The sequence below is a fragment of the Dorea sp. AF36-15AT genome (genome assembly GCF_003477705.1).
GTDB classification, from domain to species: domain Bacteria; phylum Bacillota; class Clostridia; order Lachnospirales; family Lachnospiraceae; genus Claveliimonas; species Claveliimonas ammoniilytica.
This window is the reverse complement of the sequence record NZ_QUDV01000001.1, coordinates 16,224-38,872: the sequence shown is the minus strand read 5'-3', so window position 1 is coordinate 38,872 and position 22,649 is coordinate 16,224. Positions and strand designations below refer to the sequence as shown.

The following is a 22,649-nucleotide window of genomic DNA, read 5'->3' as shown; positions in this document are numbered from 1 at the left end:
AGCAGCTTGATAAGCTGACTATGATTTTATCAGGAGCACTGCATAAGCAGTGCTCCTTTTGCATATATTAAGATGCATAGCACGAAGCAATCCGTGGCATCTTAGCCGTAATCACATCGCATGCAATCCGTGGCATCTTAGCTGTAATCACATTGCATGCAATCCGTGGCATCTTAGCCGTAATCACATCATTAAAGGAGCCTTCATGAAACCAGTCATCGGTATCGCAGTCTGCGGATTCTCAGAATCCCCAGGCGCGCAGCGTCAGTTTGTATCCACACCTTATATTCATGCCATTGAGGCTTCCGGCGGTATCCCTGTACTGCTTCCGATCACCGATATCTGCCCTTCTATGGATGAGCTGTCTTTCTGTGACGGTTTCCTGTTCTGCGGCGGTAACGATATCACTCCCGCTCTTCTTGGCGAAGATCCTTTGCCGGGTATTGGCACAACAGACCTAGCCACTGATATATTTCATCTAGCCCTGATCCGGTCAGTTCTTTCCTATAACAGACCTCTTCTTGCAATCTGCCGTGGTATGCAAGTCTTAAACGCTGCACTTGGCGGAAGTATTTACCAGGACATCTCACTTACCCAAGAGCCTTGCATCAGTCATTTTCAGCAGACATTCCATCGAAGTGACCCTTCCCACAAAGTAACATTTACGAAAAACAGTATACTCCACAGGCTCTTTGGCTCTTATACCTTCACTAATTCTTATCACCATCAGATTATCCAAGCCCCTGCACCGCATCTGATCCCATCTGCCTTTACCGATGACGGTGTGATCGAAGCGCTGGAGTCTGATGCCCACACATTTGCCCTGGGTGTCCAGTGGCATCCGGAATGCATGTACGATACCAATCCCGATATGTGTGCTTTATTTGATCTTTTCATAACAATTTCTTGCAAAAATGAATAAAATTTGAATTTACATTTCACATATATTCATTTTTATCGCCAAAATTGAAGTTTTTATAATTTATTTTGCAAGAAATAATTGACGATTTTTCAATTTATGGTAAAATTATACACGTTGATGTTATCACATAAGTATATAAGTAATTGGAGGATGTGTTGAAGTGACTGCGTATAAGGATTTATCAAAAGAAGAATTGTTAAGCTTAAAAAGTAATCTGGAGAAAGAATTCAAGAAAGTAAAAGCCAAAGGCATCAAGTTGGATATGTCACGTGGTAAGCCATCTACCGAACAGCTGAATCTGTCTATGGGTATGATGGATGTACTCACAAGTGACTCAGACCTTGTGTGTGAAGAAGGTGTTGACTGCCGTAACTATGGTGTTTTGGACGGAATCAAAGAAGCCAAACAGCTTCTTGCAGATATGATGGAAGTCCCAAAAGACAATATTATCATCTTCGGCAATTCCAGTCTGAATGTTATGTACGACACCATTGCACGTTCTATGACACACGGTGTTATGGGAAGCACTCCATGGTGCAAACTGGACAAGGTTAAGTTCTTATGTCCGGTACCTGGATACGACCGTCACTTTGCCATTACCGAATACTTTGGAATAGAAATGATCAATATCCCGATGACTCCAACCGGTCCTGACATGGATATGGTCGAAGAATACGTTAATAATGATCCTGCTGTAAAGGGTATCTGGTGTGTACCGAAATACTCCAACCCGCAGGGAATCACATACTCAGACGAGACAGTTCACCGTTTCGCCAAACTGAATCCGGCTGCCGAAGACTTCCGTATCTTCTGGGACAATGCATACGGTATTCATCACCTGTATGAGGACAAGCAGGATTACCTGATCGAGATCCTGATGGAATGTAAGAAAGAAGGACACCCTGACATGGTATACAAATTCGCTTCTACTTCCAAGATCAGCTTCCCAGGTTCCGGTATCGGTGCTATCGCTGCATCAGATGCCAACCTTGCTGACATCCGCAAGCAGATGAAAATCCAGACCATCGGTCATGACAAATTAAATCAGCTGCGCCACGCAAGATTCTTTGGAGATATCCACGGCATGGTTCAGCATATGAAGAAACACGCAGACATCATGCGTCCGAAGTTCGACGCTGTACTTGATACTCTGGAAACAGAGCTTGGCGGACTGGAGATTGGTTCCTGGATCGCACCGCGCGGAGGATATTTCATTTCCTTCGATTCCATGGACGGATGCGCTAAGGCAATCGTAGCCAAGGCAAAAGAAGCAGGTCTTGTAATGACCGGTGCAGGTGCTACATTCCCATACGGCAAGGATCCAAAAGATTCCAACATCCGTATTGCACCTTCTTATCCGACACTGCAAGAGATCCGGGAAGCTGCTAAAATCTTCGTACTCAGCGTGAAACTGGTAAGCATTGACAAGTTGCTTGAAAATAAGTAACTACGCAGCAGTGAGAAAGCACGTGTTATCGTGCGGTTTTGCGAATGCATGAGTGGGTTCTGAACAGTTACGCAAATAAACCCTAACCTAAAAGCATAGAAAGACAGCAGATCATAATGGTCTGCTGTTTTTCAGACAACGAGGTATACATACGATGAAAATAAGAGAATTACTCAGACAAGAACAGACCTCCTTATCCTTCGAGGTCTTTCCTCCAAAAAAAGATACTGATTTTGCCAATGTAGAAACTGCCACTCTCGGCATCGCCAAACTGCAGCCAAGCTACATGAGCGTTACTTACGGTGCCGGTGGAAGCACAAAGGGCAATACGATCCAGCTTGCAAGCGAGATTCAGCAGAAATACAACGTACCTGCTATCTCACATCTGACCTGCGTATGTGCAAGCAAAGAAAACATCAAAGCTGCACTGAACGAAATGAAATCCGCAGGCATCGAGAATATCCTTGCACTCAGAGGCGACTTGCCAAATAACTTCGAGGGTGAAGTATTTACTGACTTTGCCCACGCTTCCGAACTGGTAGCATTTATCAAAGAAAACGGTGACTTCTGTGTCGGCGGAGCCTGCTACCCGGAAGTACACCCGGATTCTCCGACCAAAGCAGATGACCTTGAAGGTTTAAAAAGAAAAGTTGAAGCCGGATGCGAATATCTCACAACCCAGATGTTCTTCGATAACAATATCTTCTTCAACTTCATGTACCGCGTAAGAGAAGCCGGAATCACCGTTCCGATCATCCCGGGTATCATGCCGATCACCAGACGCGCTCAGGTAAAGAATGCTGTGAAACTCTCTGGCTGCAACGTACCGGAGCGTTTCAAGAACATCGTAGACCGTTTTGGCGACAACGAAGCTGCCATGAAACAGGCCGGCATTGCTTACGCTACAGACCAGATCATCGATCTGCTAGCAAATGGAGTAAAGCATATCCATGTATACTCTATGAATAAACCGGAGATTGCTGCAGGTATCCAGGCAAATCTGTCAGAGATATTAAAAGCATAGAATGTTACTTAAGAAAATCCAGCAGACCTGACCGGTCCGCTGGATTTTAACTTAACATATATACGTTATTCTCTTGCATTACAATAAATAGTTTTCATTCACCAAGTACATATACATCCACCTGTGTCTGATCAATCACATCTATATCCTTCCATTCCGCCTTACGTATTCTAATCATCATTCATCTTTTCCTTTATCTGTTCAATCTCTTCATCTGTAACATCATAAAATTCTTTAATTTCGGCATTTGAATAATTCTTTTTGATCATTTTATATATTATTTCAAGCTTGGCTTCTTCTCGCACTTCATCACGCATCTTTTCCATTTCCTTACACATAATCTCCACTCCTTTCACGTCTTCCTTGAAATAACGAACTCTATTTGCTAATACTGTATTATACATATCCCCCGCATCTGTACACCAGAAATCGTGCATCAATCTGCCAAGCGTCGTTTCGTCAGCAATCCTGGAATTCACATATATGATATGCTCTTCATCATAAAACAACTCTCCATTTTCCAGAATAACACGTTCAATATGATATATCGGCAAATTACCTTTTAAAACATCATTTTCTGTGATAAATATTACATACGTTTCTCTTAATTCATTATATTCTTCGCCCGTATCTGTAGCATTTGCACTCAACAAGCTGCTGTTGTATCTAGCCCGTTTGACGCCAGCTCCTTTATCATCCCGCTGTATCTCTATATCATATAATTTCCCTTCTAAATCAACTGCATATATATCCAGCCGAATTGATCTTCCCTGAAGATTATGAATGACATGCTGCACATGAACATCCTGAACTTTCAAATCGTCCCGATTCAGAATAATCTTCAAAAGAATTTCTGCACATTCCGAATCTTCAAATACTTTACTCATAAAGTCATCATCTAACAGGCGGAATTTTTTGATACGTTCCAAATCTGCTTCATGCATTTTCTGCAAATCTGAAACTAATTTATCATTTGGCTTCATACAATCCTCTCTCCTTTCACGAATATCTATAAAAGCAGAAATGACCGTCAAAGCCTTCGCTATATAACTATTTTATATAGTCTATAGTTTTTAGTCAAACAGATTTTATAGAATTAATTTTATGTTGTCTTTTAGTTATTTTCTCACATCCTATCACAAAATCAATCCAGAATCAATAACGAATTAAGTAAATAATATTTTTATATTTTCGCTTATTATCTTGACATAGTTGATTCCAAATGGTATACTCACCGTACCTTTTAAATAACTTTTGCTCTACAAGCAAAGGAGGGCGACTATGAATCACAAATCTATCAATTACGAATCTGAACAGAATACGGAGCGTGTTAATGAAGTTCATGAAGCTATGCCTGCTTATGCCGTTCCACGAAAAAGACAGGGTGACTATACCTTAGAAGACTACTATGCTCTTCCAGACAATATTCGTGCTGAACTAATCGACGGCGAACTAATTTTTCTGGAGGCTCCCTCATCTATTCATCAGGAATTAATTGGTGAATTATTTTTTGAAATCAAGCTGTATATACGTACCAATAACGATCCTTGTAAAATTCTTCCATCACCGTTAGATGTGCAATTGGACTGTGATAACCGCACGATGCTTCAACCTGACATTTCCATCATCTGTCATCGTGACCGCATCGTGAAAAAAGGTGTATACGGAGCACCCGATCTCTGCATTGAGATTGTCTCTCCATCAAGCCGCAAACGGGATTATGAAAAGAAACGCATGAAATACCAAAACGCTGGCGTGCGTGAATATTGGATCGTAGATCCTAAAACAGAATCTGTCCTGTGTTATTTCTTTGAAGAAAGTGACGAGCCTCATTCTTATACTTTCGATGATAAGATCCCTGTACGGATCTATGACAACAATCTGGTCATCAATTTTGCAGAAATTAAGGAGCGGCTTGTCTAAACCGCTCCCTGATGACTTTTCTTTAATTGTACTAATTATACCTGAACATTCTTGCTGATTTTCTTCATATGATGCAGATAGATAATGAATATCGCACCGCCTGTGAAGATCCAGGATACTACATACACATCCATCAGCATTGCAAATGTATGAATCTGACGGAATATTGCAACCAGCCATATCATACGGAACACGACGGTTCCCAGAATAATAATAATGGACGGCTCTACAGATTTACCCATACCACGCAGTGTAGCACTCTCCACCTCATATGTGGCCGTCAATCCTTCCAGTGAACAGATTCTATGCATACGTATCAGCGCATAATATGCTACCGCACTACTGGTTGTATAGATTCCGACGAAAAAGTTATCCCAAATCATAAATATAACACTCAGGATTTCCGTGAATCCAAAACCAAACAACATACAGAGCCAAAATATCTTTTTGCATCGCTTTATATTGCCAGCGCCATAATTCTGACTCACAAATGTCACTGCTGCCTGTCCAAATGCCGCCGATATATCGTATGTAAAATACTCAAAGTTCAATGCCAGTGATGATCCGGCAATGGCATCCGCACCAAAGGAATTAATTCCTGTCTGTATAAATACGTTAGACACAGAAAAGATTGCTCCCTGTACACCAGCCGGAATACCGATTGCCAATACTCTTTTCAATACTTTCCATTCTATTTTCATGCGATGAAAACGGAACTGGAATTCATCATCTCGTCGATATAAATGAGTGAGCACCATAGCGGTACTGAGTACATTCGATATTGCAGTTGCAATTGCTACTCCTGCCACTCCAAGATGACAACCGATCACAAATACCAGATTCAATGCCACATTCACGCTACCTGATATAAGCAGATAATACATAGGTCTTCTCGTATCACCATAACTTCTAAGTACTGCTGATCCAAAGTTATATGTCAGCATAAATGGCACTCCCAACAGATAGATCCGAATATAGATCATGGCTTCATCCATGACTTCCGTCGGTGTTCCAGATGCTTCCAGTACTATTCTGACAACCAGCATCCCCACTGCCATCAACCCAATACCAAGCAATATTCCAAACGTGATCACTGTATGTAAGGTACTGTTAATTCGTTCTCTTTTCTTTTGTCCGATCAGTGTAGCAAGAACTGCATTGGGTCCGACTGCAAGTCCTGCCAACAGATTCACATAAATTCCTACGATTGCCACGCAGCTTCCTACTGCTGCAAGTGCCCTGTCACCTGCAAATCTTCCAACCACTGCCACGTCTGCTGAATTAAATAGCTGTTGTAAAATACTGCTGAATGCCAGTGGAATTGCAAATAGGATCAATTTTCCTGCAAGACCTCCATTCAGCATGTCCATTTCTTTTTTATGCTTTATATGACTATTTTTCATGTCAGTTTAGCCAATGCTCCTAACTGCCCATTCTGCAATTTTCTGTTCAGAAGCTTTTGCCTCAGCTCCATGAATCGCAAGACTTGTCCCAAAGATTGCGCCATTGCACGCCTTTTTAAGTCCCTGTTCGCTGCTTCCCAGCCCACTGCCTTCATGTGTCATTAATCCCATTACTTTCCTGCCTGTGAAATCAAGCTTCTCAAGCTGTGTAAACACTGCCATCGGATAAGTTCCACACCAGCACGGACCACATACATAAATATTGTCATATGCAGCAATATCTTTTAAATATGTTTTCAATTCCGGTCTGGCATTCTCCTGCCATTCTTTCTTTGCTTCTTCCACACATGCACGATAGCTCTCTCCATACTCCGTTACGGTTTCGATTTCAAAGAGATCTCCTCCCACCGCTTTCTGGATGTATTCTGCACAGATTTCTGTGTTTCCCTTTGCAAGCTTCTCTATATTACCATTCACGTAATTCTCACCCTTTCGAGAATAATAGATGATCAAATTCTTCGCCATATCTGTATTCCTCCTGTCTGAATGTTTAATTGCCTTTGTATACTCATACATTTTACTCGTCTGTAGCTATTCAGGCAAGAGTAAACTTATCAGATTCTTGGTATTCATTCTCTTTATTGCCATCGTTTTTAACAGGCAATTCTACTACTCCATTGCGATCAATATCCGTTGCATAAAGACTGTATTTTGGAGTTATTCATATGGATTTTTCTTGTTTTTTATGATATTTTCTAAATAGTACCAATAATTAAAAACCATTTCAAAGGAGGTATCCGTATGAAGCCCCAAAAAAGGTTCCGTTTTCTAATTATCGCACTAACAGCAACCATTTTTCTATCAGCATGCAAGTCATCAGAAAATAATAACTCTGTCAGTACTGCCGCCGAAAAAATTATCCAGACAATTGCTAACTGTCCGAACGAAGAATACTATTCTACGAGCGATATAACTGCTATCGGAGAAGGTACTGATAGTAGTTCAGAAAGTTCAGAAACCGAGCCCGAGCCTGTAGATACCTACCAGAATTTAAAAGATACACTCGGAGAATATTTTACTGATACGGCTTTTGATGCATTTTATAGCCAGGGAATTGCCGATAAATATTTCTCCGACGCTTTTATCAATAATTATGAAATCTCCGTTCAGGATATAGAATTGGTAGAAAAGAAGGATAATTCCGAAACCGTAAAAGTAACCTTAAAAAAAGGGTCTGTTGAAGACACCAATACCTTCTTGTTCACATACGATGATGACGGACTTGTCACTAAAATCGTTATTACCGATTAGACAAAAGCCGCCGGGCAACCTCGTGAACTTCGTTCACTCAGCCCGCGGGCATACGCCCTCGCCTATTCCGTAAGCCGCTAAACAACCTCGTGAGCATAGCTCACTCAGTTGTGGGGCGTCGCCCCATAAATCGCAAAAGAGGCATATCCCCTCTTGCAAGCAAGGGGATATGCCTCTTTTCCGCTTTGCGCGGCTTACTTCATTACAATATTTATGATTTTCTTTGGTACGTAGATTTCTTTGATTACGTTACCGGTGAGTTTATCTGCGATTGCAGCTTTTCCGGCTTCTAATGCTTCTTCTTTGGTTGCATCAGCTGAGATCTCGATTACGGCTTTGGTCTTTCCGTTGATCTGTACCGGTACTTTGATCTCGTCGTCTTTCATGGCTTCTTTATCGTATACTGGCCATCCGGCTTTGAATACGCTCTCTGTATGTCCCAGTTCTTCCCACAGCTCTTCTGCGATATGTGGTGCGAACGGTGACAACAGTACTGCCATGGTGGACAGTGTCTCTTTGTCGATTCCGCCTTCTTTCTTAGCGATCTCGATGAGCTTGTTGTTATGCTCCATGAATGCTGAGATTACTGTGTTCAGGCTGAAGCTTTCGAGACGTGTGGTTACATCGTAGATCAGTCTGTGACGCTCTTTGATCATCTCTTTGCTTGCTTTCACGTCTGCATCTTTGCTGTCCATCACCAGATTCCATACACGCTTCAGGAAACGGTTAACTCCGTCGATTCCACGGTCATCCCACTCTGCGTCTAACTCCGGCGGTCCTACGAAGAGTTCGTACATTCTCAGGGAATCGCATCCGTAATCTCTTACCAGATCATCCGGTGATACAACATTGCCTTTTGACTTACTCATCTTGATACCGTTCTTACCTGTGATCATTCCCTGGTTGAACAGCTTGTGGAATGGCTCATCAAAGTCAATTACTCCGATATCATATAAGAACTTGGTATAGAAACGTGAATACAGCAGGTGAAGTACGGCATGCTCTACACCACCGATATACATATCTACCGGAAGCATCTCATCTGCTTTCTCTCTGGATACCAGTTCTTTGTCATTATGATTATCCACATAGCGCAGGAAATACCATGATGATCCTGCCCACTGTGGCATAGTGTTGGTCTCACGCTTAGCGTCTGCTCCACACTGTGGGCACTTACAGTTCACCCACTCATCGATTGCTGCAAGCGGTGACTCTCCGGTACCTGTCGGCTCGTAAGACTCTACCTCTGGCAGGCGAAGCGGCAACTCTTCTTCCGGTACCGGTACGTTGCCACATTTCGGACAGTGTACGATCGGAATTGGCTCGCCCCAGTATCTCTGACGAGAGAATACCCAATCACGCAGCTTGTAATTCACAGTTGCACGTCCAATACCTCTCTCTTCGATAATGTGTGGCGCTTCTTTCTTAAGTACAGAAGATTCCATACCATTCCACTCACCGGAATTGATCATGGTTCCGACAGCTTCTGTGTATGCCTCTGTCATATTTTCAATCTCTTTACCGTCTTTTGCGATAACCTGAATGATCGGAATGTTGAACTTGGTTGCAAATTCAAAGTCACGGTCATCGTGAGCCGGTACACACATGATAGCTCCTGTACCGTAATCAGCCAGTACATAGTCTGACAGCCAGATCGGTACCTTTGCTCCATTCAGCGGATTGGTTGCATAGCTTCCTGTAAATACACCTGTCTTTTCCTTATCCTGCATACGGTCTACGTTAGACTTCATAGATGCATCGTAGATATACTGCTCTACTGCTTCTCTTGTCTCGTCTGTAGCCAGGCTCTTAGCAAGCTCATGCTCCGGTGCAAGTACCATAAATGTAGCACCATAAAGTGTATCCGGACGGGTTGTGTATACTGTAATCTTCTCATCTCTTCCTTCTACCGGGAAGTCTACCTCTGCACCATATGACTTACCGATCCAGTCAGTCTGCATCTTCTTAACCTTCTCCGGCCAGTCAAGCTTATCCAGATCGTTCAGAAGTCTGTCAGCGTACTTAGTGATTCTGAGCATCCACTGACGCAGATTCTTCTTCGTAACCTCAGCGCCGCAACGCTCACATTTGCCACCTACTACTTCTTCGTTAGCCAGACCTGTCTTACATGAAGGACACCAGTTGATTGGGAATTCCTTCTCATATGCAAGACCTTCTTTGAACATCTTTACGAAGATCCACTGTGTCCATTTGTAGAAGTTAGGATCTGTAGTATTAACCTCTCTGTCCCAGTCATATAATGCAGCGATCTCATTGATCTGACGCTTAATATTCTTTACATTCTGTGCTGTGGAAATCTCCGGATGAACGCCCATCTTGATCGCATAGTTCTCAGCCGGAAGTCCAAATGCATCCCATCCCATCGGGTGAATGATATAATAACCCTGCTGCAGCTTGTAACGGCTCCATACATCAGAAATAACATATCCTCTCCAGTGTCCTACATGAAGTCCATTTCCTGACGGATACGGGAACATGTCCAGACAGTAATATTTCTGTTTTTTATTTCCATTCTCATCAAACTGAACATTAACCGGATTCTTTTCCCAGTTTTCTCTCCATTTCTTCTCGATTGCCTTGTGATTGTAAACAATCTTCTGTGCCATAACTTTCCTTCCTTTCATATCGCAGATATCGGCGCAAATTCGCTAATACTGATATATTCTTTAATAAAAGCCCTTCCATCCCGAAAGAGACGAAAAGGCCTGTTTATGCACCTCAACTCAGTTTCTCACATATACTAAATAATTATAAGAAGAAACAGACTATAAGTCAAGAATTTTCACCCCTTGTAATTGACTGATAATTAATTCTTTTTTTAGTCTTTTTAGGTTGTCCGACAGTACTATTTCGTGTATAATTAACTTATAAGATTTGAGCGAACATCGAGACTCAAAAATATCTACATAAAGGAGTTGTTTCCCATGGTAAATTTATTAGCAGGCCCAAAAGGCAGCGGAAAAACACAGAAGATGATGGAGCTCGCTAACGAGCAGGTAAAAGCATGCAAGGGTAATCTTGTATTTTTAAAGAACAGCCACCGCGACACCAGAGGTGTTGGATTTGATATCCGTGTCGTATGTATGGATGATTATCCGGCTATCAATAATGCTGACGAATACATCGGTTTCTTATATGGTATGTACAGCAGTAATCTTGATCTGGAATGCGTATTCATCGACGGACTGATGAAGCACACCGGAATTAATCTGGAAGATGTCCCTGGATTTATTACACGACTGAAACAGCTCTCTGCTGAATGTGGAATCGACTTCTATGTAAGCCTCAGTGCTGAAAAAGACAGCCTGACAGGTGATGCTTATGAAGGATGCACATTCCTGAATTAATCCAATTGAATATGTTGATATGAATAACAAAAGTCACTGTACCGGATTCCCGATACAGTGACTTCTTTATTTTACTCTTCTGGCAACAGATTTCTCATACTCTCCACCCCAATCATAAGTGTTGAAGTATTATGGAGAAGCGCTGATATTGCCGGTTGGATCACTCCTGCCACGCCAAGTCCGATCAAACTTCCGTTGATACCCACAATCAGACGATAATTACGATTGATACGCTTCATCATGGAATTACTCAGTTTCTTCAGCTGTACCAATTCCATCAGATCATCCGCTGCTATCGTAATGTCTGCGATTTCTCTTGCGATCTCTGCCCCATCACTAATTGCGATTCCCACATCAGATGCTGACAGTGCCGGTGAATCATTGATTCCGTCACCGATCATCACAACCTTATTACCTGCTTCTTTTTCCTTCTGAACAAAAGCTGCTTTATCTTCCGGAAGAACTTCCGAATAATAAGCATCCACACCAACTGCTTTTGCTACCGCCTTTGCAGTATGTTCGCTGTCTCCAGTCATCATAACGATCTTTTCAAATCCTGCCTCATGCAGCTTCTGAATTGCCTCTGCTGCTTCCGGTCGGATCGGATCTTCAATACACAGCACTGCCGCCAGCTGATGATCAATTGCCAGATACAGTCTGGAGCATTCTGCAGATATCTGGTCGAAACATTCCTGTTCATTTTCAGGCAGAACGCACTGCTCATCCTCAAATACAAAATGATAACTTCCCAGTACGACCTTCTTCTCACCGATGTGTGATGCGATACCATGTGCCACAATATAATCCACCTTGGAATGCATTTCCTCATGCGTCAGATTCCTGTCTTTTGCAGCCTGTACTACAGCCTTGGCCATAGAATGTGGAAAATGCTCTTCCAGGCAGGCGGCGATACGCAGCATCTCTTCTTCATCTTTTCCGCCAAACGGAATTACCTCTCGGAATACCGGCTGTGCCTTCGTCAGTGTACCGGTCTTGTCAAACACAATCGTCTTAGCTTCTGAAAGTGCTTCCAGATACTTACCGCCTTTGACGGTAATATGATGGTCACTGGACTCTCGCATTGCGGATAATACCGTAACTGGCATTGCAAGATTCAGCGCACATGAAAAATCTACCATCAGCACCGATAATGTCTTGGTAACATTCCGCGTAAACAGCCATACCAGACCTGTTCCCAGGAATGTATACGGCACCAGTCTGTCCGCCAGATGGGAGGCCTTGCTCTCGATCGCAGACTTCATTTTCTCAGATTCTTCGATCATGGTAACAATCTTCTCATAACGGGTTGCACCGCTTTGGGCAGCTACGCGGATTACCAGTTCTCCCTCTTCCAGTACCGTTCCTGCATAGACATATTTCTCTGCATTTTTCTGGACCGGAAGCGGTTCTCCTGTAAGTGATGCCTGATTTACCATCGCTTCTCCGGATACTACCACTCCATCAAACGGGATCTGGTTACCCATATGTACTACAATCTGATCTCCCTGCCGGATGGTCTCTGCATCCACCAGTACTTCTTTTCCATCTTCCGTCTTCAGCCATACCTTGGTAATATTCAGAGACATGCTCCGCACCAGGTCTCCGACTGATTTCTTATGTGTCCATTCTTCCAGAATCTCTCCGATTCCCAACAGGAACATAACGGATCCGGCCGTACCGAAATCTCTACGTAATACAGATACCCCGATTGCTGTTGCATCCAGTACCGGCACTTCCAGCTTGCCTTTTGCCAGGCATCTGATACCTGCTGCCAGGTATTTGACCGACTTTACAGTAGTAATAACATTGGTAATCGAACACGGAACCAGCCATTTCATTACAGCACGTCTTGTCACGCTGTAAATCAGTTTCTCCTTATACTCTGCATTCAGTGCACGTCCGGAACTTTCCAGTACACTGTCCGGCACCGATACATCGTAGGAGAATGCTCGAAAGCGGTCAAGAATCTCTTCCCGACCGCCCTGATACTCAACTGTGGCGTCTCCTGTCTGTTCATATACCTTCACCTTTGTCACACCCGGCGTCTGTTCCAGATAATAACAAAGAATGTCAGCTTCCTGCATCGTCATCTTCCGCTGCACAGCATGGACACGAATTCTTCCCTTTATCTCATGCTTAATTATGAACCTCATATTTAAACGCCTCTATTCTATTCTTCTGCCAGAGTCTCTTCGAATGCTTCTGCCTCGAGAACTTCTTCTGCTTCGCTTTCTTCTCTGTCTTTATTGATCTGCTTAGCCTCTGCAAGAATGTCTTCTGCATTCTCCTGTACATTAGTCGCAGTCTTCATCAGGCAATCTTTAACACGGAGCACAGCTGCTGTTCCCTGTGTGTATACCTTTTTAGCATCCTTGCTTGAAAGTGCTTTGATTCCAGCTGATCCAAATAAAACTCCACCTGCAAATAAACCAATTTTCTTAATGTCTGCCATAGTAAAAACCTCCTGTGTAAAATATATTTTAAATAAATGACTTTTGCTTACAACTTACCTTACTCCACGTTCTGGTTGTTGCTCAAGCCTAACTTATTCTGTTGATATATTTTATCAATAAAGCCGTTCCAACAGAATGATCTTCTGTCAGAGCGGCTCTAAGATTGCTATATTTACTTTACAGATAATACTGTATTCGTTGTATCCCCTTCTTTGTATTCCAGACTTACTTCCTGCCCCACATCATACCGGATTACATTGATATAATCTGCAACCGATACATCGAAGATCTCATCAGAACCTTCAAGCATCAGATAATAATGCGAATTGCCATCCACAACTGCTTGGGCGATTTTTGTAATCTTGCCTGCAATTGTCTTCACCTCTCTGGTATCTTTTTCCGTCTCTTTAACACCATTTGTATAAAGCAGATCCAGATAGTTATCCTCACACTGACTGACCGTATCTCCGATGGCTACGATCTGATACTTCTGAACATTAACCAGTGCATACTTCTTCACCAGCCCCGCATCATCCTTCAGGGCAATGAAATACGTCGGCTCACCCTGCAGGTTCAGAAGCAGTGGAAATGTCGCTGTATACTTCAGGTTCTGCACCTGTCCTTCCGCCGATTCCATAGCAGCAGCCTCAGTCGCGCCCTCCACTTCATAATATCTGGTCTCCATAGTTCTCTGATTTGCCAGTACGAATCCCACATTGGACTGGTCACCATTTACCGAAGTCACACCCGTGTACATCCATACATCGTCATCCATTGCCAGATAATTATATCCATCTGTAGACTTCAGGCAGTCCTTCTGTCCAAGCACACTGTTTAGAAATCCATGTTTCAATGTGCCGTAATAATCAAATAATTCTACCAGCAGATCTGCGGAATATGCCCGGTCTACCCACTGCGGTACATCCTCAATCTTGTATGACTTGCACTCTCCGGTCACCGCATTACACAGTACGACACTTCCAACCGTTTCACCGCCAAAGAGTCCGATATTAAACTTCTTTACCGGTGCTACCCAGTATGGGACTCCCTTATCATCAATCTCAAAACTCAGTTCATCAAAGATCGCCGTCGGATAGCGGAAACGCAAATGACGGTAAATATTTCGGTTCAGATATTCACTTGTAGAATACTTAATGCCCTGATCTAACTTTACAAGCTCTGTATTCTGGCTTGCCATGTCAATCCGGATATACGCCGGGATACCTTCTGACTGGTTGGTAATCCATTTGATAAAGCTTGCGTATTTCAGCGGAGTCACACGCACCGGACGCTCTTTGTAGTTGATCTGTGTATAAATGTCATCCGCTTCAAACTGCGATACCATATCTACCATGCTTCCCATCTTACGGTCTCCAAGGATCTCAGCAGTATCCTTATCCAGAAGTGGTACGCGGTCAAATGACACCTCTTCTACGTCCTCTGTAAAATTGCCCTTTTCTACTTTCAGCAGCTTCTGATATTTCTTCGCGTTTACAATTGGAGAAGACAGGATTGAGCCGATCAGATACACAACGCCTACTGCAAGAAGCACCGTAAGCATCGCCTTCGCCGGTTTGGATTCCCGGATCTCTGTCGGGCGCATCCGCTTTCTGATAATGTAAAACACCAGAATAAATACGATCAGTCCTGCTATATAAAACCATGTGTCCGTGGAATGGATATTGATAGCCGGAAGGGTCACGTAGTAATAAATGCCGATCAGCAGGATCACACCAATTACTATCGCTGTTTTTCTTGATTTCTTCATATAGATAATTTCCTTTCTCTTTGCAATGAACACATTATAACATGAAGACCGGCATTTAAAAAGGATATGCCCTCAAAAGAGCATATCCCTTATCATATTTATTCCAACTATTCCTCTGCGCGTTTTGCGATCTCAGCTTCCTGCACATCAGACGGAGCCTGTTCGTAGCGTGCAAATTCGTATTCGTAAGTTCCTCTTCCGCCTGTCATAGAACGAAGTACGGTACAATATCCAAACAGACCTGTCATCGGCACATCTGCCTCAATCACGGTCTTGCCGCTTCCAACCGGATTCATGCCAAGTACACGACCGCGGCGCTTATTCAGATCTCCCATAACATCACCGGTATAATCATCCGGTACGGTAACCTTAACAGACGCGATTGGCTCCAGAAGTACCGGACCTGCTTCCATCACGCCTTTCTTGAACGCCTGAATCGTAGCAGTCTTGAATGCCATCTCAGATGAGTCTACCGGATGATAAGATCCATCATAAAGAACAGCCTTTACTCCAACTACCGGATATCCTGCAAGAGGTCCCTTCAGAACAGATTCCTGAAGTCCTTTCTCTACTGCCGGGAAGTAATTCTTCGGAACTGCTCCGCCAACTACTTCTTCTTCGAACACATATGGTGTCTCCAGATCTCCGGATGGCTCAAAACGCATCTTAACATGTCCATACTGTCCATGTCCTCCGGACTGTTTCTTATACTTGGTATCTACGTCAGATTTCTTCTTAATAGTCTCACGGAATGCAACCTTTGGTGTCTCCAGTGTGATCTCACATTTGTATCTGGCAGCCAGCTTGCTTGCAAGTACTTCCAGATGCTGGTCTCCCATACCATACAGTAGTGTCTGACGATTCTCGCTGTCGTTCACTACCTTTACAGTTACATCCTCTGCCATCATCTTCTGCAGAGCCTGAGATACCTTATCCTCATCGCCTTTGTTCTTGCATACATACTTCATATATGTATAAGGCTTAGAGTAATCCGTCTTGCCATAGAGTATCTGATTATTCTTGGTCGAAAGTGTATCACCGGTCTTCGTATTCGGAGACAGCTTGGCAATGGCACCAATATCTCCTGCAAACATCTCGCTGACTTCCATCGGCTTATTACCACACATGGTATAGATCTTACCAAGCTTCTCTTCCGTCTCTGAAGATGCATTGTACATGACATCATCGCCCTTTAACACACCAGAGCATACTTTTATGAAAGAATATTTACCGATAAACGGATCTACCATTGTCTTAAACACATACGCTGTCTTTGGAGAAGCGAAGTTATAATGACCTTCAAACATCTCGTTGGTCGTGCGATTCACACCGATACACTCTCTGTAATCCGGACTCGGGAAGAATCTTACGATATCAGACAGGAGATTCGCAACACCCTGCGCCTGAATATTAGATCCCATAGCCACCGGTACGATTGTACCTTCCATAACTTCTGTACGCATGGCTGCACGAATTTCTTCAACAGAGAATTCTTCTCCTGCGAAATATCTCTCCATAAATTCATCACTTGTCTCTGCTACAGACTCAAGTAGCTTCTCACGATACTTCTCTACGTATTCCATGCAGTAATCCGGAATCTCACACTCTTCTCTCTGGCTGATACCGGTGTATCTTCTTCCTGCATTCTTGATGATATTGACATATCCCACCAGCTTTTCATTCTCACGAATCGGTGAAAAATGCGGTGCGATCACTTTTCCATACTTTTCGGTAAGATCTTCTACAATCTGACGGAAGCTGGCGTCATCCACATCCATCTCAGTTACATAGATCATACGAGGCAGATTATACTTATCGCAGAGTTCCCATGCCTTCTCTGTTCCAACTTCTACACCGGCTTTACCAGATACTACGATAACTGCTGCATCTGCTGCACTGACTGCTTCTTCTACTTCACCTACGAAGTCGAAATATCCCGGCGTATCCAATACGTTAATCTTTGCTTTCTCCCATTCAATCGGAACAAGTGTTGTACCAATTGAAAATCCGCGTTTCTGTTCCTCTTTATCAAAATCGCTGATCGTATTGCTGTCTGAAACTTTACCCATACGATTCGTAGCGCCTGATACATAAGCCATGGCCTCAACTAGACTGGTTTTTCCACTGCCTCCGTGTCCCAACAGGACCACGTTCCTGATCTCGTCTGTTCTGTAAACCTTCATATTTCGCTGCCTCCTTAATTTGTAAAATCTTACACTCGATTGAGTATGGTTATATTGTACTAAAATTTTCAGATATTTTCAACACTTATATACAATTTTTACAATCAATTATACTTTTTCGCTTTAAAGCGTAAAATCATTGACAAAAAAAGTTCTACGGTAGTAAAATGTCATTATCGTGACGAATTCGGAGGTATGACATATGAAGAAAAAGATTGGATTTATCGGACTTGGCCTGATCGGAGGCTCACTCGCAAAGGCAATACGCCAGTACTATCCGGATTATCAGATTGTTGCATTTGACAAGAATAAGGAGACTCTGGCACTGGCTACTCAGGAATCTCTGATTGATGTAGCCGCGACTACCATTGATGAGAATTTTCGGAATTGCGGATACATTTTCCTGTGTGCACCTGTCTCTTATAATAATGCTTACCTGCCTCAGGTGAAGCCATTTCTTGATAAAGATACGATTCTTACTGATGTAGGAAGCGTGAAAACCGGCATTCACAAAGAAGTACACCGCCTTGGCATGGATGCGAACTTTATCGGTGGACACCCGATGGCTGGCTCCGAAAAAAGCGGCTACCCAAATTCCAAGGCAATGTTACTGGAGAATGCTTACTTTGTGCTGACTCCGACAAAAGAAGTCAGCCGTGAAAAAGTGGATGCATACACTACTCTCATTGAAAGTCTGAAAGCACTGCCAATTGAGCTGGACTGCGAGACGCATGACTATGTAACAGGTACGATCAGTCACCTTCCACATATCATCGCATCCTCTCTGGTCAACTACGTGAAGCAGGCAGACACGAAAGACGAACTGATGAAGCTGCTGGCCGCTGGAGGATTCAAGGACATCACTCGCATCGCTTCTTCCTCACCGACTATGTGGCAGCATATCTGCCTGAAGAACAAAGACAATATTCTCAATATCCTGGACGCATATATGGATGAGCTGAAACAGATTGCTTCTATAATAGAAGACGAAGACGAGCAGGGCATTTACCAGTGGTTTGACAGCTCCAGAAATTACCGCAATTCGATTCCGAACCGCTCATCCGGTCCGATTAAAAAAGTATTTGCCGTATACTGTGATATTATTGATGAAGCCGGTGGAATCGCTACGATCGCAACCATCCTTGCATCCAACAATATCAGTATTAAAAATATCGGAATCATCCATAACAGGGAGTTTGAAGAAGGCGTACTTCGCATCGAATTCTACGATGAGGATTCCTCTTCACGGGCAGCCGCACTGCTTCAGAAGCACCGTTATGTGGTATACGTACGTTAAGGCACAGATCATATATACTCAGCAGAAAGGATAGCATACTATGAAAGAAGCAACGATTACTGCTCCTTCAACCGGATTAAAAGGGAGCGTTATCCTACCGGGAGACAAATCCATCTCCCACCGTTCTGTGATGTTCGGAGCACTTGCCAAAGGCACCACAGAGATTACGAATTTCTTGCAGGGAGCAGACTGTCTGTCAACGATCAGCTGTTTCCGCAAAATGGGCATCGAGATTGAGAATACACCGGAACGGATCCTTGTACACGGCAAAGGTCTGCACGGTCTGTCTGCACCGGATTCCACACTGAACACCGGCAACAGCGGTACGACCACCCGACTGATCTCCGGTATTCTGGCAGGACAGGATTTCACCAGCATCCTTTCTGGTGATGACTCCTTAAATTCCAGACCGATGGCACGTATCATGGATCCGCTGAATTCCATGGGGGCAAAGATTACAAGTATCAATGGAAATAACTGTGCACCGCTCCGCATCGAACCGGGCACTCTTCACAGTATCCATTATCATTCCAAAGTTGCTTCTGCGCAGGTCAAATCCGCGATCCTGTTGGCTGGATTATACACAGATGGCATAACCGCTGTCACAGAACCGGTACTGTCGCGTAATCACACAGAGCTGATGTTAACAGGCTTCGGTGCCAATATTGCATCCGAGACACACGCAGACGGAACTGCCACTGCATCCATCACCCCATGCGAAGAGCTTTATGCGCAGAAGATCCAGGTTCCGGGTGACATTTCATCCGCCGCATACTTTATCGCAGCCGGACTTCTGGTACCGGATTCCGAGATCCTGGTCAAAAATGTAGGTATCAATCCTACCCGCGCCGGTATCTTAAAGGTCTGCGAAGCTATGGGGGCTGATATTACTTATCTAAACGAGACTTCTGCCGGCGGCGAACCGACCGCTGACCTTCTCGTGCGTTATTCACCGCTCAAGGCAACCGTCGTAGAAGGAAGCATCATCCCGACACTGATCGATGAAATCCCAATGATCGCCATCATGGCTGCCTTTGCCGAAGGCACTACCATCATCCGGGATGCTGCTGAGTTGAAAGTCAAAGAGACCAACCGTATCGACACCGTAGCCCAAAACCTCCGGGCAATGGGTGGCAACGTCACTCCGACTGATGATGGCATGATCATCGAAGGTACCGGTGCGTTAAAGGGTGCACATATCAACAGTCATCTGGACCACCGAATCGCTATGGCATTTGCCATTGCAGGACTGGTTGCTGAAGGGGATACCGTGATCGGAGACAGCCAGTGTGTGGATGTGTCTTATCCGGCATTCTTCGAGACAATTGCACAGTTGAGATAACCGTAATAAAAAGGCGTGTAAAAATGATTCTTCATTTTTACACGCCCTTATCTTTCTCTTTATTCGTCTGCTTTGATCAGCCTATCATCTGTATCCTTTGTCACCGGTACTTTCGCTTCTACTGAAGCATTCTCTATCTCAACCGCATAGGTCTTATGGATCAGACAATTCACCGGATCTTCGGTTGCAATTACAAGCGCAAGTCTGTGTCCTGGCTCGACTGTGTATCTGGTCGCATTCATATAAATGTGATAGTCATGATATTCGCCCTTTTTCAGCTCGATACTGTTCGTTGCCGTTACCGGATCATAACCGGCTTCCGGATTGCAGAGATCTGCAAATGCACGGGTAATCACACGGTAGTTCTTATGTACGGTAGCAAATTCAACTTCATCAAATGCCGGAAGATCTCCGCCGTTAATCACGCCACCTGCTTTCACTTTTTCTACCGGAATTGTATTTCTTTCCGGATCCACACTCTGGATGCTGTCAAACTTCTCATCACATACATCACAGAGCAGCAATGCAACCTCCACATCGTCCATCTTTCCGGAAATGCTGGAATCGCCAAGCTTCATGGTCAATGTATCCACATCATTTCTATTCTCCGGATGGAAGTCATGCTCTGCGTCGCCGTCTTTTAATGCCGCTTTAAGCTTCACGCACACGGTTCCCTGTATGGTTACTGCCTCCTCAAAAGCAGAAGTCATATATCGTCTGTTCATATTACCAGACTGCAGTGCCATCCGCTCATCAAAGTTCTCGGCACTGACACCTGCTGCTTCCCAATCTGTATCGATGACAGTCGTTCCCGTCTCTTCACATGCAAGATTCATGGCATATGCCGTCTCCCAGGACTCTGCCGTCTCCCATTTCTTCTGATCGTAATTCGTCTGTACCAATACTGCCGGCATATCCTCTGCATGATTATCCACATCATACAGATAATAAGAAATCCATTTGTTAACAATGTCATCATAAAATTGTCCATCCACCAGGATTCCATATTCCCTGTTTGACATGGTCGGTGTAATATGCGCACCCTGATGCAGTAACAGCTTCACATTCCGACCTGCCTTTTCAAAGGACTTGTACATCATTTCAAACTGCTTGGTAGACACATTTTCATCATTCAGTCCATGCACGATCAATGCGGTGCATCGGATCTTATCTGCATTCAGGCAGTAATTACCGCTTCCCCAGAATTCCTCATCGTAGTCAAATCCACACTTTAACTGCCGAAGACTAAGTTCATGGTGAAATGCTGCCATATCATCCAACTGTTTTTCAGATAATGATTCGTCATGATAACGGCTGGAACAGTAGTAAGCGAGAAAACTATTCAATACTTCTTTCGGCCAGTAACGCTGTGCTCCCTGCATATTCTGCTGGGAATACCAGTCTGCAATTCCTGCGATTGGAATGATCGTCTTCAAGCCTTCTACTCCTGTTGTTGCCACCGCAAATGGCATAGTTCCCGCATAAGATCTTCCGGTCATTGCAACATTGCCATTCGACCAGTCTGCTTTCGTCTGGATCGTTCCCTCACGGTCCGCATATGCCACGCGGTCTCCATGCAGCCATTCTACTACGAATTTGAATGCATCTCTCTCATAATCGGATCCCACATAGTTGAATCCATCTGAGCCAAGCGTACCAAATCCACCACACAGCACAACTGCAAAGCCACGAACAAGGTAATAATTAAAAGTGTCCAGATTGCTATAGACCATGCTATCGTTATTACCTTTATCCGGATAATACCAGTCTGACGGATCAGCTTGAAGGGCAAGCTCCATCGCACTGATACTTCCAGTTGGAACACGTGCCGGAACCTCTCGCTCAAGGTCTGCAAAATCAAAATAGCGGTATTCCTTTTCTGCCACTTCTTTCATATGAGGATATCCATCTTCATTCACACCTGCACAGTACGGACGGGCTTCAAATAATGTTGCAGCTTTGTAATTTCCCTCCACCGCACTTCTTGGAACCTGTACAACTGCTTTGACCAGGTCTCGCTTTCCATCTCCGTCCATATCATAATCAGACTCCACATATACCGCATATCTCACAATACTCGAAGTCTCCGGATTATAATCTGCACCTGTCTTCCCATCCGTAAATGGAAATACCGGCTGCGCCATTCCATTCTCAAATACTGGTACTTTACTGTAATTTCTTTCGTTCATCATACTGCCTCTCAATCAT

General features: G+C 43.8%; 17 protein-coding genes. 8 read left to right on the top strand and 9 right to left on the bottom strand.

Features of this window, described 5'->3' with window-relative positions:
• The first annotated feature begins 205 nt into the window (after nt 1–205).
• The 3 genes from DWZ93_RS00180 to metF all read left to right on the top strand — a co-directional run bounded on the left by DWZ93_RS00180 (nt 206) and on the right by metF (nt 3,393).
• On the top strand, nt 206–922 hold the full coding sequence (locus DWZ93_RS00180) for a gamma-glutamyl-gamma-aminobutyrate hydrolase family protein (RefSeq protein WP_118451630.1): 717 nt from the start codon (nt 206–208) through the stop codon (nt 920–922).
• Nucleotides 923–1,082: 160 nt separating this feature from the next.
• Nucleotides 1,083–2,369, top strand: a complete 1,287-nt coding sequence (locus tag DWZ93_RS00175) for an aminotransferase class I/II-fold pyridoxal phosphate-dependent enzyme (protein WP_118384111.1) — start codon at nt 1,083–1,085, stop codon at nt 2,367–2,369.
• Between the two features lie 154 nt (nt 2,370–2,523).
• A complete protein-coding gene (gene metF / locus DWZ93_RS00170; protein ID WP_118451629.1) occupies nt 2,524–3,393 on the top strand; it encodes a methylenetetrahydrofolate reductase [NAD(P)H] in 870 nt (289 codons plus the stop codon).
• 170 nt (nt 3,394–3,563) lie between these two features.
• Here the strand turns inward: metF and DWZ93_RS00165 are convergent, their stop codons facing one another.
• Complete coding sequence (locus DWZ93_RS00165; RefSeq protein ID WP_199665861.1) at nt 3,564–4,376, bottom strand: Rpn family recombination-promoting nuclease/putative transposase; 813 nt, start codon at nt 4,374–4,376, stop codon at nt 3,564–3,566.
• A gap of 298 nt (nt 4,377–4,674) precedes the next feature.
• Here DWZ93_RS00165 and DWZ93_RS00160 point away from each other — a divergent pair, with 298 nt between their 5' ends.
• Nucleotides 4,675–5,316, top strand: coding sequence for a Uma2 family endonuclease (locus DWZ93_RS00160; RefSeq protein WP_118451628.1), 642 nt, complete (start codon nt 4,675–4,677; stop codon nt 5,314–5,316).
• A gap of 35 nt (nt 5,317–5,351) precedes the next feature.
• Here DWZ93_RS00160 and DWZ93_RS00155 read toward each other — a convergent pair whose 3' ends face one another.
• Together DWZ93_RS00155 and DWZ93_RS00150 are read right to left on the bottom strand one after the other, a co-directional pair.
• A complete protein-coding gene (locus DWZ93_RS00155; protein ID WP_243061036.1) occupies nt 5,352–6,686 on the bottom strand; it encodes an MATE family efflux transporter in 1,335 nt (444 codons plus the stop codon).
• 39 nt (nt 6,687–6,725) lie between these two features.
• Nucleotides 6,726–7,244, bottom strand: coding sequence for a flavodoxin (locus tag DWZ93_RS00150; protein ID WP_118451627.1), 519 nt, complete (start codon nt 7,242–7,244; stop codon nt 6,726–6,728).
• 276 nt (nt 7,245–7,520) lie between these two features.
• Here DWZ93_RS00150 and DWZ93_RS00145 point away from each other — a divergent pair, with 276 nt between their 5' ends.
• Nucleotides 7,521–8,030, top strand: a complete 510-nt coding sequence (locus DWZ93_RS00145) for a hypothetical protein (protein WP_118451626.1) — start codon at nt 7,521–7,523, stop codon at nt 8,028–8,030.
• Between the two features lie 194 nt (nt 8,031–8,224).
• On the opposite strand, the gene leuS is transcribed toward DWZ93_RS00145, so the two are convergent.
• The gene (gene leuS / locus DWZ93_RS00140; RefSeq protein WP_118383794.1) at nt 8,225–10,657 is read right to left on the bottom strand and encodes a leucine--tRNA ligase; all 2,433 of its coding nucleotides are present in this window, start codon (nt 10,655–10,657) and stop codon (nt 8,225–8,227) included.
• A 318-nt stretch (nt 10,658–10,975) separates the two neighbouring features.
• Between leuS and DWZ93_RS00135 the strand changes: the two genes are divergently transcribed.
• Nucleotides 10,976–11,398: a hypothetical protein gene (locus DWZ93_RS00135; protein WP_118383795.1), complete on the top strand. Its 423-nt coding sequence runs from the start codon at nt 10,976–10,978 to the stop codon at nt 11,396–11,398.
• A gap of 71 nt (nt 11,399–11,469) precedes the next feature.
• On the opposite strand, the gene DWZ93_RS00130 is transcribed toward DWZ93_RS00135, so the two are convergent.
• The 4 genes from DWZ93_RS00130 to DWZ93_RS00115 all read right to left on the bottom strand — a co-directional run bounded on the left by DWZ93_RS00130 (nt 11,470) and on the right by DWZ93_RS00115 (nt 17,802).
• Nucleotides 11,470–13,551, bottom strand: a complete 2,082-nt coding sequence (locus DWZ93_RS00130; RefSeq protein ID WP_118451625.1) for a heavy metal translocating P-type ATPase — start codon at nt 13,549–13,551, stop codon at nt 11,470–11,472.
• Nucleotides 13,552–13,568: 17 nt separating this feature from the next.
• On the bottom strand, nt 13,569–13,850 hold the full coding sequence (locus DWZ93_RS00125) for a DUF6110 family protein (protein ID WP_118383804.1): 282 nt from the start codon (nt 13,848–13,850) through the stop codon (nt 13,569–13,571).
• A 173-nt stretch (nt 13,851–14,023) separates the two neighbouring features.
• On the bottom strand, nt 14,024–15,619 hold the full coding sequence (locus DWZ93_RS00120; protein ID WP_118451624.1) for a CvpA family protein: 1,596 nt from the start codon (nt 15,617–15,619) through the stop codon (nt 14,024–14,026).
• 107 nt (nt 15,620–15,726) lie between these two features.
• On the bottom strand, nt 15,727–17,802 hold the full coding sequence (locus DWZ93_RS00115) for an elongation factor G (protein ID WP_118451623.1): 2,076 nt from the start codon (nt 17,800–17,802) through the stop codon (nt 15,727–15,729).
• A 202-nt stretch (nt 17,803–18,004) separates the two neighbouring features.
• On the opposite strand from DWZ93_RS00115, the gene DWZ93_RS00110 reads away from it, so the two are divergent.
• Together DWZ93_RS00110 and aroA are read left to right on the top strand one after the other, a co-directional pair.
• Complete coding sequence (locus tag DWZ93_RS00110) at nt 18,005–19,099, top strand: prephenate dehydrogenase (protein ID WP_118384053.1); 1,095 nt, start codon at nt 18,005–18,007, stop codon at nt 19,097–19,099.
• A gap of 40 nt (nt 19,100–19,139) precedes the next feature.
• Nucleotides 19,140–20,441, top strand: coding sequence for a 3-phosphoshikimate 1-carboxyvinyltransferase (gene aroA / locus DWZ93_RS00105; RefSeq protein ID WP_118451622.1), 1,302 nt, complete (start codon nt 19,140–19,142; stop codon nt 20,439–20,441).
• A gap of 59 nt (nt 20,442–20,500) precedes the next feature.
• Here aroA and DWZ93_RS00100 read toward each other — a convergent pair whose 3' ends face one another.
• Nucleotides 20,501–22,630: a CocE/NonD family hydrolase gene (locus DWZ93_RS00100; protein ID WP_118384051.1), complete on the bottom strand. Its 2,130-nt coding sequence runs from the start codon at nt 22,628–22,630 to the stop codon at nt 20,501–20,503.
• Nucleotides 22,631–22,649 lie beyond the last annotated feature (19 nt).

Coding starts and splice junctions, on each gene's coding strand:
- DWZ93_RS00115 (WP_118451623.1), bottom strand. CDS start 17,802: ATGAAGGTTTACAGAACAGACGAGATCAGGAACGTGGTCCTGTTGGGA.
- DWZ93_RS00180 (WP_118451630.1), top strand. CDS start 206: ATGAAACCAGTCATCGGTATCGCAGTCTGCGGATTCTCAGAATCCCCA.
- DWZ93_RS00125 (WP_118383804.1), bottom strand. CDS start 13,850: ATGGCAGACATTAAGAAAATTGGTTTATTTGCAGGTGGAGTTTTATTT.
- DWZ93_RS00130 (WP_118451625.1), bottom strand. CDS start 13,551: ATGAGGTTCATAATTAAGCATGAGATAAAGGGAAGAATTCGTGTCCAT.
- DWZ93_RS00110 (WP_118384053.1), top strand. CDS start 18,005: ATGAAGAAAAAGATTGGATTTATCGGACTTGGCCTGATCGGAGGCTCA.
- aroA (WP_118451622.1), top strand. CDS start 19,140: ATGAAAGAAGCAACGATTACTGCTCCTTCAACCGGATTAAAAGGGAGC.
- DWZ93_RS00155 (WP_243061036.1), bottom strand. CDS start 6,686: ATGGACATGCTGAATGGAGGTCTTGCAGGAAAATTGATCCTATTTGCA.
- DWZ93_RS00135 (WP_118383795.1), top strand. CDS start 10,976: ATGGTAAATTTATTAGCAGGCCCAAAAGGCAGCGGAAAAACACAGAAG.
- DWZ93_RS00100 (WP_118384051.1), bottom strand. CDS start 22,630: ATGAACGAAAGAAATTACAGTAAAGTACCAGTATTTGAGAATGGAATG.
- metF (WP_118451629.1), top strand. CDS start 2,524: ATGAAAATAAGAGAATTACTCAGACAAGAACAGACCTCCTTATCCTTC.
- leuS (WP_118383794.1), bottom strand. CDS start 10,657: ATGGCACAGAAGATTGTTTACAATCACAAGGCAATCGAGAAGAAATGG.
- DWZ93_RS00150 (WP_118451627.1), bottom strand. CDS start 7,244: ATGGCGAAGAATTTGATCATCTATTATTCTCGAAAGGGTGAGAATTAC.
- DWZ93_RS00120 (WP_118451624.1), bottom strand. CDS start 15,619: ATGAAGAAATCAAGAAAAACAGCGATAGTAATTGGTGTGATCCTGCTG.
- DWZ93_RS00160 (WP_118451628.1), top strand. CDS start 4,675: ATGAATCACAAATCTATCAATTACGAATCTGAACAGAATACGGAGCGT.
- DWZ93_RS00145 (WP_118451626.1), top strand. CDS start 7,521: ATGAAGCCCCAAAAAAGGTTCCGTTTTCTAATTATCGCACTAACAGCA.
- DWZ93_RS00165 (WP_199665861.1), bottom strand. CDS start 4,376: ATGAAGCCAAATGATAAATTAGTTTCAGATTTGCAGAAAATGCATGAA.